Raw genomic sequence first — 13,792 nt, 5'->3', positions numbered from 1 at the left:
ATTATGAAATAAGCCGACGCTTCCTTACAAAGTCTTTACGGTGTTTTTCGCGGTTTCCGTCCGAATGGCCAAGAAACTGGCGTAGGACGTGCTTGCAAAGCGTAACGACGGAAAATTGGCCGCGGCGAACGCCGCGGCCGGAGGGGCTCACTTGAGGGCGGCGAAGGCGCGCTCGGCGGCGTCCAGGGTCAGCTTCAGCTCGGTGTCGCCGTGGGCGATGGAGGTGAAGCCGGCCTCGTAGGCGCTGGGCGCGAGGTACACGCCGCCTTCCAGCATCAGGTGGAAGAAGCGCTTGAAGCGCTCGGCGTCGCTGGCCATCACGTCGGCGAAGGTGGCGATGTCGTCCGCGCCGCTGAAGTACAGGCCGAACATGGCGCCGGCCTGGGTGGTGACGAACGGGATGCCGGCGGCATCGGCGCGTTCCTGCAGGCCCTGGAGCATGCGGCTGGTGTAGTCGGTCAGCTCGTCGTGGAAGCCCGGGCGGCTGATCAGCTTCAGGGTGGTCAGGCCGGCGGCCATGGCCAGCGGGTTGCCCGACAGGGTGCCGGCCTGGTAGACCGGGCCCAGCGGGGAAATCTGCTGCATGATCTCGCGCTTGCCGCCGAAGGCGCCCACCGGCATGCCGCCGCCGATGATCTTGCCGAAGGTCGACAGGTCCGGGGTCACGCCGTACAGGGCCTGGGCGCTGCCGAGGGCGACGCGGAAGCCGGTCATCACCTCGTCGAAGATCAGCACCACGCCGTGCTTGTCGCAGGCCTTGCGCAGGCCCTGGAGGAAGCCCGGGGCGGGCGGCACGCAGTTCATGTTGCCGGCCACCGGCTCGACGATGATGCAGGCGACCTTCTGGCCGTATTCGTCCAGGGCCTTCTCCACCGCCTCCAGGTCGTTGAACGGCAGGGTCAGGGTGTGCTTGGCGAAGTCCGCCGGCACGCCCGGGGAGTTCGGCACGCCGAAGGTCAGGGCGCCGGAGCCGGCCTTCACCAGCAGGCTGTCGGAATGGCCGTGGTAGCAGCCCTCGAACTTGATGATGTCGTCGCGGCCGGTGTAGCCGCGGGCCAGGCGGATGGCGCTCATGGTCGCCTCGGTGCCGGAGCTGACCATGCGCACCATGTCCATGGACGGCACCAGCGCGCAGACCAGGTCGGCCATTTCCACTTCCAGCGCGGTCGGCGCGCCGTAGGACAGGCCGTGCTCCAGCTGGCGGCGCACCGCGTCGAGCACTTCCGGGTGGGCGTGGCCGAGGATCATCGGGCCCCAGGAGCCGACGTAGTCGACGTAGCGCTTGTCGTCTTCGTCCACCACGTAGGCGCCTTCCGCGTGCTTGAAGAACAGCGGCGTGCCGCCGACGCTCTTGAAGGCGCGCACCGGCGAGTTGACGCCGCCGGGGATGTGCTTCTGGGCGTTGGCGAAGAGGAGTTCGGAACGGGACATGGCGACCTCTCGTTGGGATCCGTGAAAGCGGGGCGGCGCGCAGCGGCGCCGCGGGAAAAGGTTAGAACAGCGCGGCGAAGGCGCGGGCGCGGCGCTCCACCTCGGCCGGGGTGTCGGCGGCGAAGAGCGCGTTGATCACCGCCAGCAGGTCGGCGCCGCGGCCGATCAGGTCGGGGGCGTTTTCCAGGGTCACGCCGCCGATGGCCACCAGCGGCACGTTGGCGAAGCGCGCGCGGGCCTGCTCCAGCAGCTCGGGGCTGGCTTCGGAGGCGCCGGGCTTGGTCAGCGACTGGAAGAAGCGGCCGAAGGCCACGTAGTCGGCGCCCTCGGCGACTGCCTGGTCGGCCAGCTGCAGGCTGCCGTGGCAGGTGGCGCCGATGATCGCCTGGCGGCCCAGCAGGGCGCGGGCGGCGGCCAGGGAGCCGTCGGTCTGGCCCAGGTGCACGCTCACGCCCAGGCGCGCGGCCAGCTCGGCGTCGTCGTTGACGATCAGGGTGGCGCCGTGGCGCTCGCACAGCTCGCGCAGGGCCTCGGCCTCGCGCAGGCGGCGCGACTCGTCGCTGGACTTGTCGCGGTACTGCAGCAGGCGCGCGCCACCGCGCAGCGCGGCCTCGACGTAGGGCAGCAGGCGGCCGTCGGCGAGCAGCTTGCTATCGGTGATGGCGTAGAGTCCGCGGAGTTTCATGGGGGCCTCGGCAGGTGAATCAGGAGCAGAAGTCCAGCGGCAGCCGGCGCGGGACGTACTGGCCGTGGCCGGGGGCCTCGGCGTCGCGCAGGGTGCGCCAGGTGTAGTCGAGGGCGCTGCGCACGGCGCTGGCCAGTTCCTCGCCCAGGGCCAGGCGGCCGGACAGGGCGCTGGCCAGGGTGCAGCCGGAGCCGTGGTAGCTGCCCGGCAGGCGCTGGCAGGTGAAGGTGTGCTGGCTGCCGTCGCGGCCGTACAGGCGGTTGTGCACCTCGGACTCGTTGCCGTGGCCGCCGGTGATCAGCAGGTTGCGGATGTACGGCAGCAGCTTCTCGGCGCATTCGTCGGCGCTGCCCTCGGGCAGTTCGGCGAGGATGCGCGCCTCCGGCAGGTTCGGCGTGGCGATGGCGGCCACCGGGAACAGCCGTTCGCGGATCGCGTAGCCCACCTCGTCCTTGCCCAGGGCGCCGCCGCCGCCGGCGCGCAGCACCGGGTCGCAGACCAGCGGCACGCCGGGCAGCGACTGCATTATCTCGACCACGGTGTCGACCATCTCCACCGAGCCGAGCATGCCCAGCTTGACCGCGGCCACCGGCAGGTCGGCGATCACGGCGTTGGCCTGGGCCAGCACCCACTCGCGGTCGAGCACGCGGAAGTCGGAAACGTTGACGGTGTCCTGGACGGTCAGCGCGGTGACGGCGGGTGCCGCATGGCAGCCTTGGGCGATCAGGGCTTCGATGTCGGCCTGCAGGCCGGCGCCGCCACTGGGGTCGTGGCCGGACAGGCAGAGCACTACGGGACGGGAGGTTGGCGTTTTCATGGCGCGGGAGCTTACCACTAAACCCGGCAGGCGTCGTTTGCCCCGATCCCCGGCCGGGCGCTCCTTGCTCCCCCCGCCGGCGTGCTAAAGTTGGCCGATTCGAAAATCACGCCCACAGGGCGCGCCAACCGCGGGAGATGGGGCTCCCGGGCGCCGTCCGGAGGGGCACTGCGGGGTAGCATGCAGCGCTGGCTGATCCTCTTCCTTCTCCTTCTTTCGCCGCTGGCCGGTGCGGTGAGCTTCGACGAGCACACCAGCCGCCTGCCGCTGGGCCACGCGATCGACGTCTTCGAGGACGTGCGCGGCACCGCCGACATCGCCGACATCACCTCCGCCGCCCTGGCCGACAGCTTCCGCCGCCACGACCGCGACGTGCTCAACGCCGGCTACTCGCGCTCGGTGTTCTGGATCCGCCTGGACCTGGACTACCGCCCGCAGGAGTCCCAGGACCCGGCGCACTGGCTGCTGGAGCTGGCCTACCCGCCGCTGGACCGCCTGGACCTCTACCTGCCCGGCGCCGACGGCAGGTACCAGCTGGCCCAGCGCACCGGCGACACCCTGCCGTTCGCCAGCCGGCCGATCAGCCTGACCAACTACCTGTTCGACCTCAAGCTCGCGCCGGGCAAGCCGCTGCGCGTCTACCTGCGCCTGGAGAGCCAGGGCTCGATCCAGGCGCCGCTGACGCTCTGGTCGCCCAAGGCCTACATGGAGAACCTGCCGGGCAACGTCTACGTGCTGGGCATCATCTACGGCGTGCTGCTGGTGATGCTGGTGTACAACCTGTTCATCTTCGTCAGCGTGCGCGACACCAGCTACCTCTACTACATCCTCTACATCGCCTCCTTCGGCCTCTACCAGGTCTCGGTCAACGGCGCCGGCATCGAGTACTTCTGGCCCAACAGCCCCTGGTGGGCCAACGCCGCCACGCCCTTCCTGATCGGCTCCGCCAGCCTGTTCGGCTGCCAGTTCGCCCGCAGCTTCCTGCACACCCGCGAGCACAGCCCGTGGGTCGACCGCACCCTGCTGGCGCTGATGGCCGTGGGCGCGCTGGTGATGCTGCTGGCGTTCTCGGCCAGCTACGCGCTGTCGCTGCGCCTGGCCACCTACCTGGCGCTGGCGTTCGTGGTGGTCATCTTCAGCGCCGGCATCCTCGCCTGGCTGCGCGGCATGCGCGTGGCGCGCTACTTCATCTTCGCCTGGACCGCCTTCCTCCTCGGCGGGACCATCAACACCCTGATGGTGCTGGGCTTCCTGCCCAACGTGTTCTTCACCATGTACGCCAGCCAGATCGGCTCGGCCCTGGAAGTGGGCCTGCTGTCGCTGGCGCTGGCCGACCGCATCAACGCCATGAAGGAAGAGCGCACGCGCATCCTCCAGGAGTCCAGCCGCAAGCTGGAGCAGCTCAACCTGGAGCTGGCCAACAGCAACCGCCTGAAGGACGAGTTCCTGGCCACCGTCACCCACGAGCTGCGCACGCCCATGAGCGGGGTGATCGGCTCGCTGGAGCTGATGCAGACGGTGCCCATGGACGTGGAACTGGCGCAGTACCAGAAGACCGCCACCGGCTCGGCGCGCGACATGATGCGCATGGTCAACGACATCCTCGCGCTGATCGAACTGCAGGCCGGCAAGCTCTACCCGCGCCGCGAGCCCTTCAGCCTGCGCGGCCTGTTCGACAGCCTGCGCGCCCAGTACGCGCCGCGCGCCGAGGCCAAGGGCCTGCGCTTCGACCTGCAGCTGGACGAAAGCCTGCCCGACACCCTGGAAGGCGACGCCGGCAAGCTGGCCCAGACCCTGGGCTACCTGCTGGACAACGCCATCAAGTTCACTCACCAGGGCGGCGTGGGCCTGCGCGTGGACGGCCAGCGACAGAGCGACGGCGTCGCCCTGCGGGTGGCGGTGCAGGACTCCGGCATCGGCTTCGAGACGCCGGCCAACGACGCGCTGTACCAGCGCTTCCACCAGCTCGACGGCTCGCTGACCCGCGAGTACGGCGGCCTGGGCATCGGCCTGGCGCTGTGCCGCCAGCTCACCGGGCTGCTCGGTGGCCAGCTGCAGCACCATTCCACCCCCGGGCGCGGCAGCCGCTTCGTCCTCGAGCTGAACCTCGGCCAGCCGGCGCAGGGCTTCAGCGTGCCGCCGCGCCGCGCCGGCGGCCAGGCCCTGCGCCGCCCGGACCAGTGCACGGTGCTGGTGGTGGAGGACAACGCCATCAACCAGTTGGTGATCCGCGGCATGCTGCTCAAGCTGGGCTACCGGGTGCGCACCGCCGACAACGGCTCGGAGGCCATCGACCTGCTGCGCCGCGAGGGCGTCGACGCCGTGCTGCTGGACTGCCAGATGCCAATCATGGACGGCTTCGCCACCTGCCGGGCGATCCGCGCGCTGCCCCAGGGCGGCGAGCTGCCGGTGCTGGCCATCACCGCCCACAGCCACAGCGGCGACCGCGAGCGCTGCCTGGCGGCGGGGATGAGCGACTACCTGGCCAAGCCGGTGAAGTTCGAGGAACTGCAGACCCTGCTGCACGACTGGCTGCTGTGCCAGCCGGCGCTGCCCAGCCACGCCTGATCCGCCACGCGCAGCGGCCGCTGGCCGGAACGCCCGCACCGCTGGCGCAATTCCCCCTATGGCCAAGCCCTGAACCGTGATTCACTGCTTGAAACAGTGAATCCGGATTCAGAGCATGGTCTACCGTCTCACCGAAGCCCGCCTGCAGAAAGATGTGGCGCTGCGCGAGCGCATCCTCCAGCTGGCCCTGGCGCGGGTCGCCGAGGGCGGCTTCGCGGCGCTGACCATGCAGGGCCTGGCCGAAGAGGCCGGCATCGCCACCGGCAGCCTGTACCGGCACTTCCGCGGCAAGGGTGAACTGGCCGCCGAGGTCTTCGCCCGCGCCAGCCAGCGCGAGGTGGATGCCCTGGCCGTCGTCCTGCGCGGCACCGGCGGGCCCGCCGGGCGCCTGGCCCGCGGCCTGCGCCAGTTCGCCCGGCGCGCCTGGGACAGCCGGCGGCTGGCCTTCGCCCTGATCGCCGAGCCGGTGGACCCCGAGGTGGACGAGCAGCGCCTGCTCTACCGCGAGGCCTACGCCGAACTGTTCGGCGAACTGCTGGAAGAGGGCGTGCGCAGCGGCCACTTCCACTGCGGCCCCACATCATTGATCGCCGCCTGCCTGGTGGGGGCGATCGCCGAATCCCTGGTCGGCCCGCTGTCGCCGCCGGCCCGTGCCGCCCGCGATGCCGGGCAACCCAGCCCGGGCCTGGAGCAAGTCAGCCAGGCCCTCGTCGATTTCTGCCTGCGCGCCGTCGGCGCGCCCCAGCCGGAGGAACAGCGATGAACCTGCACCAGTACGCCGAGACCCACGAAGTCAGCAACCAGGTACCGCCGCTGGATGGCGCCAACCTCTACCGCGTCGACCTGCCGCTGCAGGAGTGGCTGCGCCGCTACGACGGCGGCTGGGCCGAAGCGCGCCTGGACGCCTACGGTGCGCTGGCCGGTGGGCCGCTGATGGCCGCCGGCTTCCTGGCCAACGAGAACAAGCCGGTGTTCAAGAGCCACGACCGCTACGGCCACCGCATCGACCTGGTGGAATTCCACCCGGCCTACCACGAGCTGATGCGCAGCGCCATCGAGGCCGGCATCCCGTCCATGCCCTGGACCGACCCGCGCGCCGGCGCCCACGTCGCCCGCGCCGGCCTGAGCTACCTGCACAGCCAGGCCGAGGCCGGCACCGGCTGCCCGCTGACCATGACCTTCGCCAGCGTGCCGGCGATCCGCCTGCAGCCGGACATCGCCGAGAAATGGCTGCCGAAGATCCTCGCCACCGAGTACGACCCGCGCAACCTGCCGATCGAGCAGAAGGCCGGCGCCACCATCGGCATGGCCATGACCGAGAAGCAGGGCGGCACCGACGTGCGCGCCAACACCACCCGCGCCTACCCGGTAGGCATCCCCGGCCCGGGCCAGGCCTACGAGCTGGTCGGGCACAAGTGGTTCTGCTCGGCGCCCATGTGCGACGCCTTCCTCACCCTGGCCTATACCGACAAGGGCCTGACCTGCTTCCTGCTGCCGCGCCACCGCCCGGACGGCACGCGCAACGAGTTCTACGTGCAGCGCCTGAAGAACAAGCTGGGCAACTGGTCCAACGCCTCCAGCGAGGTGGAGTACCGCGGCGCCTTGGCCTGGATGGTGGGCGAGGAGGGCCGCGGCGTGCCGACCATCATCGAGATGGTGGCCATGACCCGCTTCGACTGCATGGTCGGCTCCAGCGCGCTGATGCGCCAGGCGCTGACCCAGGCCGCGCACCACTGCGCCTACCGCCAGGTCGGCGGCCGCGTGCTGGCCGAGCAGCCGCTGATGCAGAACGTGCTGGCCGACCTGGCCCTGGAAAGCGAGGCCGCGCTGGCGCTGACCATGCGCATGGGACGCGCCCTGGACCACTTGCACGACGACGCCGAGGACAAGTTCGCCCGCCTGGTCACCGCGGTGGGCAAGTACTGGATCTGCAAGCGCGCCCCGGCGATGATCAACGAGGCCGCCGAATGCCTGGGCGGTGCCGGCTACGTCGAGGACACCATCCTCCCGCGGCTGTACCGCGAGGCCCCGGTGAACTCCACCTGGGAAGGCTCGGGTAACGTCCAGTGCCTGGACGTGCTGCGTGCCCTGTCCAAGGAGCCGGGCGTGCTCGACGCGCTGTTCGCCGAACTCGGCGACGGCCACGGCGACGCCCGCCTGGCCGCCTTCATCGGTAACCTCAAGGCCTCCTTCGCCGACACCGCCGACATCCAGTTCCGCGCCCGCCAGCTCACCGAGGACGTGGCCGTGGCCCTGCAGGCCAAGCTGCTGCTGGAAGCCGGCAACGCCACCGTCTCCGACGCCTTCATCGGCAGCCGCCTGGGCAACGGCGGCCGCGTCTACGGTACCCTGCCGCGCGGCACGGACGTCGAAGCGCTGGTGGCGCGGGCCACGCCGCATCTGGCCTGATGCCGTTGGCCGGGAGCCGTGAGGCTCCCGGTTATCCCGTAGGCATCTGTCTGTCGGCCGACATCGCCAAGGACATGATTCAGTCATCCCCTTCCTGCGAATAAGCAGGCAAGATGGAGCTGATCGCTCAGACAGGAAGCCCACCATGAATGCCGAGCTCGGCGACGCTTTCGTCGTCGCCCATACCGCAGAAGAGGCGGTCGACCGCCTTGCCGCCCTGCACCAGCGCGCCACCGGGGCGCTCAGCCAGGCCCTGCGGCGCTACCTGAAGACCCGCGAGCAGCCGGCAGCCGAAGAGCGTGCGCTGTTCCGCTACCCGCTGCTGCGCCTGTCCTACCTGTGCCAGGGCGAGGTGCCCTCGACCACCCGCGCCTATGCCAAGGTGCAGACGCCGGGCAACTACGCCGTCACCATCACCCACCCCGAGGCCTTCCGTAAGTACCTGCTGGAGCAACTGCGGCCGCTGATGGAAGACTTCACCGTGCGCGTCGAGGTTGGCCCCAGCGAGCAGAACATCCCCTATCCCTACGTGGTGGAGCAGGGCGACGAGCTGGCCGGCTCGGGCGTGACCGCCGCCGAGCTGGCGCGGGTGTTCCCCAGCACTGACCTGTCGGCCACTTCCGACGGCATCGCCGACGGCCTGTACCAGTGGGAGGGCGCCGACCCCATGCCGCTGGCGCTGTTCGACGCCGCGCGCACCGACTTCTCGCTGCGCCGCCTGGTGCACTACACCGGCAGCGACTGGCGCTGCGTGCAGCCGTGGATCCTGCTGACCAACTACCACCGCTACGTCGACCAGTTCATCCACATGGGCCTGGAGCGCCTGCACGAGGACCCGCGCTTCGTGCGCATGGTGCTGCCGGGCAATGTGGTGATCGAGCGCGACATGGACCGGGGCGAGGCCAACGCCATCATCGCCGGCGTCGAGTGGCACCGCTTCCAGATGCCGGCCTACCACCTGATCGCCAGCGACGGCGACGGCGTCACCCTGATCAACATCGGCGTCGGCCCGTCCAACGCCAAGAACATCACCGACCACCTGGCCGTGCTGCGCCCGCACTGCTGGCTGATGATCGGCCACTGCGGCGGCCTGCGGCAGTCGCAGACCATCGGCGACTACGTGCTGGCCCATGCCTACATGCGCCGCGACGGCATCCTCGACCGGGTGCTGCCGCCGCACATCCCGATCCCGGCGCTGGCCGAGGTGCAGGTGGCGCTGCAGGAGGCCGCGGCGCTGGTCACCGGCGAACGCGGCGAGGCGCTGAAGCGGCGCCTGCGCACCGGCACCGTGCTGACCTACGACGACCGCAACTGGGAGCTGCACTGGGCCCAGGAGCGCCCGCTGATCAACCTGGCGCGGGCGGTGGCGGTGGACATGGAGAGCGGCACCATCGCCGCCCAGGGCTACCGCCTGCGAGTGCCCTACGGCACGCTGCTGTGCGTCTCGGACAAGCCGCTGCACAGCGAGATCAAGCTGCCCGGCGCCGCCAGCGCCTTCTACCAGCGCGCGGTGAGCCAGCACCTGGCGATCGGCATCGCCGCCGTCGACCTGCTGCGTACCCAGCTCAACTCGCTGCACTCGCGCAAGCTGCGCAGCTTCGACGAACCGCCGTTCCGTTGACCCCGCGCATGGCCGCGGCCCTTTCCCGCCCGCGTGGGGAAGGCCCGTGGCAGGATGGCGCAAAGGCCGCCACCGGAGGACGCCATGGCTGAACCCCTGCAACCGACCCGCGCCGAGCGCGCCGCGCGGGTGCTGTCGCTGCTCGACCTGACCTCGCTGAACGCCGATGACGACATGCCGCGCATCGTCCAGCTCTGCCGCCGGGCGCTGACGCCCTATGGCGAGGTGGCGGCGGTGTGTGTCTACCCACGCTTCGTGCACGTGGCGCGGCGCACCCTCAACGGCTTCGGCGCGCGCTCGGTCAAGGTCGCCAGCGTATGCAACTTCCCCTCCGGCGACGCACCCCAGGCCGAGGTGGTGGAGGAAGTGCGGCGTACCCTCGCCGAGGGCGCCGACGAGATCGACCTGGTCTACCCGTGGCGGGCGCTGAAGGCTGGCAGGGCCGACGGCGCGGTGGACCTGATCCGCGCCTGCAAGGCACTGTGCGGGCCCTATCACCGGCTCAAGGTGATAGTCGAAAGCGGCGAACTGGGCGACCCCGAACTGATCCGCACGGCCTGCCGCGAGGCCATCGCCGGCGGCGCCGACTTCCTCAAGACCAGTACTGGGAAGGTGGCCGTGAGCGCCACGCCGGAGGCCGCGCGGGTGATGCTGGAGTGCATCGTGGAGGCGGGCGGCAAGGTGGGCTTCAAGGCTGCTGGTGGCATTCGTAGCCTGGACGATGCTGAGGTCTACCTGGCTATCGCGCAGGAGATGCTTGGGGATGACTGGATTACATCCGAGCACCTGCGCTTCGGGGCTTCGGCGTTGCTCGATGAGCTGTTGGGTGAAATGGCGGCGTGACTTGTGTAGGCGCGAGCTTGCTCGCGAATTGGGATTTACTTCTGGCTACGGTGCTTTGGGGGACTCCGCTCCCTCTCCCCAGCCCTCTCCCTGAAGGGAGAGGGGGCCGTTCGGCGTGCGCTGGCACTTCAGCACTCCCTGATGCCTCGCATAGCGCCCGATATTTCCATGAGGCACGTCTTCCACGTCGGCACGGACTAGCCCCCTCTCCCTTCAGGGAGAGGGAGCCGTTCGGCGTGCGCTGGCACTTCAGCACTCCCTGATGCCTCGCATAGCGCCTGATATTTCCATGAGGCGCGTCTTCCACGTCGGCACGGACTAGCCCCCTCTCCCTTCAGGGAGAGGGTTGGGGAGAGGGGCGGAGTTCGAATTGGCACCGACGGTTCCGGGAGACTCCGGTCGAGAGCTTCCCGTACGTGAAGGAGATGAGCCCTACCCACCCATCCGTCCCACCAGCCACTGCTCCCCGGCTTTGGCGCCCGAAACGCCTGGCTGTCCACGCCCTGTTCATCCAGCGCCCGGGCCAGGTCGTGGACGGGGGCGAACTGGCCTTCGTCGCTGAGGCGGAAGGTGCCGAAGTGGATGGCCATGCTGCACTGCGACTCCAGGGTGCGGTGGGCCTGCACGGCGTCGTCCGGGTTCATGTGGTGGTGGCGCATGAACCAGCGTGGCTCGTAGGCGCCGATGGGCAGCGCGGCGAAGCGCATCGGCCCGAAGCGTTCGCGGATCAGCCCGAACTCCGGGCCCAGGCCGGTGTCGCCGGGGAACAGCACGGGGCCGTCGGCCGATTCCAGCACGAAGCCCAGCCACAGGGTGCGGTTGGTGTCGTAGCGCGAGCGCGCCGACCAGTGCTGCGCCGGCACGCCGGTGAGCAGCATGCCCTCGTGCAGCGGCAGGCTCTGCCACCAGTCCAGTTCGTGCACGTCGACGAAGCCGCAGGCGCGGATCAGTTCGGCGTTGCCCAGGCCGGTCACCACCTTCGCTTCCGGGAAGCGCCGGGCCAGTTCGCCCAGGCTGCCGACGTCCAGGTGGTCGTAGTGGTTGTGGCTGACCAGGATCAGGTTGATCGGCGGCAGTTCGTCCAGGGCCAGGCCCGGCGGATGGTGGCGCTTGGGGCCGACGAAGCTGAAGGGGCTGGTGCGTTCGCACCACAGTGGGTCGGTGAGGATGTTCAGGCCGCGGTGCTGGATCAGCAGGGTGGCGTGGTTGACGTAGGTGACGCGCAACTCCTCGCCGCTGACCCGCGCCGGGGTGTCCGGGCGGCGCTCGGGGCCGGGTTGTTCGATCCAGGCCAACTGCCTGTCGCGCTCCCGCTGCCACTTGAGGAACTCGCGGAAACCATGGTGCGGCTTGGCGTCCAGGTTGCGGAAGCGCAGGCCGTCGAAGTTCGCGTTCTGTGGGCCGCGGTAGCCGCCGCCAAGGCGGCCGGCGAGGTTGAGCAGGGTGATCAGCCAGGGGGAGCGACGGGCCTTGGGCATGGTGGATGCTCTGCGTGCTCTTGCAGGGGGTGTTGGCACAACCTAGCATGCCGGCCCATGCTTGTGCTCCGCCGACCTGTTGCCGTTTCCTGCCCATGCCCCGTCCGCCTCGTCCCGCCCCCCGTCGTCCCGCGCCACGCCGTGTAGCCAAGGCTCCGCCGGCGCAGCCGCGGCTGATCCTGCTGAACAAACCGTTCGACGTGCTGACGCAGTTCAGCGATGGCGAGGGCCGGGCGACGCTCAAGGACTACGTGCCGGTGCCCGGCGTCTATCCCGCCGGGCGCCTGGACCGCGACAGCGAGGGCCTGCTGCTGCTGACCAACGATGGCCGCCTGCAGGCGCGCATCGCCGACCCCAGGCACAAGCTGCCGAAGACCTACTGGGTGCAGGTGGAGGGTGAGCCGGACGAGGAACAGTTGCAGCGCCTGCGCGAAGGCGTGCAGCTCAACGACGGCCCGACGCTGCCGGCCGAGGCGCGGCGCATCGACGAGCCGCGATTGTGGGAGCGGGTGCCGCCAGTGCGTTTCCGCAAGTCGGTGCCCACCGCCTGGCTGGAACTGGTGATCCGCGAGGGGCGCAACCGCCAGGTGCGGCGCATGACGGCGGCGGTCGGCCTGCCGACCCTGCGCCTGGTGCGGGTGCGCATCGGCCCCTGGGGCCTGGACGGGCTGCAGCCGGGGGAGTGGCGCGAGGTGCAGCCCTAGGGCTGGATCAGAAACCGCCTTCCAGGCCGGCGACCACGAAGGACTTGACCAGGAAGCCGAACACGCCGAGGCCGAGGGCGAAGAACAGCACCATGGTGCCCATGCGTCCGGCCTTGGACTTCTTGGCCAGGTCCCAGACGATGAAGGCCATGAACAGGATCAGGGCGGTGACCAGCCCGTACATCATCCAGTCTTCGAAACTCTCGTTCATTGCTGCTCCTGCCCGGCGCGGGCGCTTGAGTGGGGCCGGAAGGTCCGGCGGTCGCGAGGACGGGCGGCATTATAAGGGCTTGGTCGCTTATTGATCAGCGCTGCTCAGAAAGTGAGCAGAAACTCCTGCGCGAGGGCGGCGATGGCCGAGGAAGTCCCGCCGCAGCGGGCCTGGCGGGAAATAGTCGAGCGCCGAGCGGTACCGGCAGGACGCGGGGTGCGCGCATTTGTCGCAGGTCGCGCCGGGTTGCTTTTCGTAGGAGCGGGCCCTGCCCGCGATTCGCGCGCAGGGCGCGCTCCTACAGGGGAACCGCTCCGCCGATGCGCCGGGGCCACGGCCAACGCCAAGGCCAACCCCGGAGCCGCCGGGGATCAAGGTCAAACGGCGGATAACGCCGTAGGCGTTATTCGCCCTACGGCTTCAGCTGCGCAGGTGTTCCAGCGGCAGTTCGGTGCTGGCCATGATGTTGCGCAGCACGAAGCTGGAACGCACGCTGGTCACGCCCTCGATGCGCGTCAGGGTGCCGAGCAGGAAGTGCTGGTAGTGCTCCATGTCCGGCACCATCACCTTCAACTGATAGTCCGCGTCCATCCCGGTGACCAGGCTGCATTCCAGCACTTCCGGGCACTGGGCGATGATCGACTGGAAGTGCTCGAAGCGCTCCGGGGTGTGCCTGTCCATGCCGATCAGGACGAAGGCGGTGAGGCTCAGGCCGAGCTTCTTGCTGTCCAGCAGGGCGACCTGGCGCAGGATGTAGCCGTCGTCTTCCAGTTGCTTGACGCGCCGCGAGCAGGGCGAGGGCGACAGGCCGATGCGCTCGGCCAGCTCCTGGTTGGAGATGCGCGCGTCGCGCTGCAATTCGGCGAGGATTCGCAGGTCGTAGCGGTCCAGTTTGTTCATTGTGGCCTCGGAAATTTATCGGCTTGCACATTCTTATACATTTTTGGGGATTTATTGCGAAACGGATAGTTTTGTGCGCAATCTTCGCAATCCCCTGCCGCTTCGCTCCCCGTAACATGGCTCCA

The 13,792-nt window shown here is 69.5% G+C and carries 11 protein-coding genes and 1 pseudogene; 6 read left to right on the top strand and 6 right to left on the bottom strand.

The features are described from left to right. Positions 1–147 precede the first annotated feature (147 nt). The 3 genes from hemL to PKO50_RS26715 form a co-directional block, all read right to left on the bottom strand. Positions 148–1,431, bottom strand: a complete 1,284-nt coding sequence (gene hemL / locus PKO50_RS26725) for a glutamate-1-semialdehyde 2,1-aminomutase (protein WP_275627720.1) — start codon at positions 1,429–1,431, stop codon at positions 148–150. Positions 1,432–1,492: 61 nt separating this feature from the next. Beyond that, a complete protein-coding gene (gene thiE, locus PKO50_RS26720; protein WP_109933660.1) occupies positions 1,493–2,116 on the bottom strand; it encodes a thiamine phosphate synthase in 624 nt (207 codons plus the stop codon). A gap of 19 nt (positions 2,117–2,135) precedes the next feature. Further along, complete coding sequence (locus PKO50_RS26715; protein WP_275627719.1) at positions 2,136–2,933, bottom strand: hydroxymethylpyrimidine/phosphomethylpyrimidine kinase; 798 nt, start codon at positions 2,931–2,933, stop codon at positions 2,136–2,138. Between the two features lie 180 nt (positions 2,934–3,113). Here PKO50_RS26715 and PKO50_RS26710 point away from each other — a divergent pair, with 180 nt between their 5' ends. The 5 genes from PKO50_RS26710 (at position 3,114) to deoC (ending at position 10,374) form a co-directional block, all read left to right on the top strand. Further along, entirely contained in the window at positions 3,114–5,501 is a 2,388-nt protein-coding gene (locus PKO50_RS26710; protein ID WP_109933658.1) for a hybrid sensor histidine kinase/response regulator, read from the top strand. Between the two features lie 115 nt (positions 5,502–5,616). Then, positions 5,617–6,264 carry a TetR/AcrR family transcriptional regulator gene (locus PKO50_RS26705; RefSeq protein WP_109933657.1) on the top strand — a complete coding sequence of 216 codons (648 nt, stop codon included), beginning with the start codon at positions 5,617–5,619 and terminating at the stop codon, positions 6,262–6,264. Then, positions 6,261–7,910, top strand: a complete 1,650-nt coding sequence (locus PKO50_RS26700; protein ID WP_275627718.1) for an acyl-CoA dehydrogenase family protein — start codon at positions 6,261–6,263, stop codon at positions 7,908–7,910. Before PKO50_RS26705 ends, PKO50_RS26700 begins: the two co-directional genes overlap by 4 nt. Positions 7,911–8,055: 145 nt before the next feature. After that, on the top strand, positions 8,056–9,531 hold the full coding sequence (amn, locus tag PKO50_RS26695; protein WP_089391207.1) for an AMP nucleosidase: 1,476 nt from the start codon (positions 8,056–8,058) through the stop codon (positions 9,529–9,531). A gap of 84 nt (positions 9,532–9,615) precedes the next feature. Continuing rightward, positions 9,616–10,374: a deoxyribose-phosphate aldolase gene (gene deoC / locus PKO50_RS26690; protein WP_275627717.1), complete on the top strand. Its 759-nt coding sequence runs from the start codon at positions 9,616–9,618 to the stop codon at positions 10,372–10,374. Between the two features lie 464 nt (positions 10,375–10,838). Here deoC and PKO50_RS26685 read toward each other — a convergent pair. Next, positions 10,839–11,852, bottom strand: a pseudogene (locus tag PKO50_RS26685) (MBL fold metallo-hydrolase); the annotation flags it as partial. Between the two features lie 95 nt (positions 11,853–11,947). Between PKO50_RS26685 and PKO50_RS26680 the strand changes: the two are divergent. Beyond that, positions 11,948–12,556, top strand: coding sequence for a pseudouridine synthase (locus PKO50_RS26680; RefSeq protein ID WP_109933651.1), 609 nt, complete (start codon positions 11,948–11,950; stop codon positions 12,554–12,556). A 7-nt stretch (positions 12,557–12,563) separates the two neighbouring features. Here PKO50_RS26680 and PKO50_RS26675 read toward each other — a convergent pair whose 3' ends face one another. Continuing rightward, positions 12,564–12,767, bottom strand: a complete 204-nt coding sequence (locus tag PKO50_RS26675) for a DUF2788 domain-containing protein (protein ID WP_109933650.1) — start codon at positions 12,765–12,767, stop codon at positions 12,564–12,566. 420 nt (positions 12,768–13,187) lie between these two features. Next, complete coding sequence (locus tag PKO50_RS26670; RefSeq protein ID WP_009617381.1) at positions 13,188–13,667, bottom strand: Lrp/AsnC family transcriptional regulator; 480 nt, start codon at positions 13,665–13,667, stop codon at positions 13,188–13,190. Positions 13,668–13,792: the final 125 nt, after the last annotated feature.

This window comes from Pseudomonas sp. 273 (genome assembly GCF_029201425.1).
In the GTDB taxonomy this organism is placed as follows: domain Bacteria; phylum Pseudomonadota; class Gammaproteobacteria; order Pseudomonadales; family Pseudomonadaceae; genus Pseudomonas; species Pseudomonas delhiensis.
This window is presented reverse-complemented; position numbering and strand designations above follow the sequence as displayed.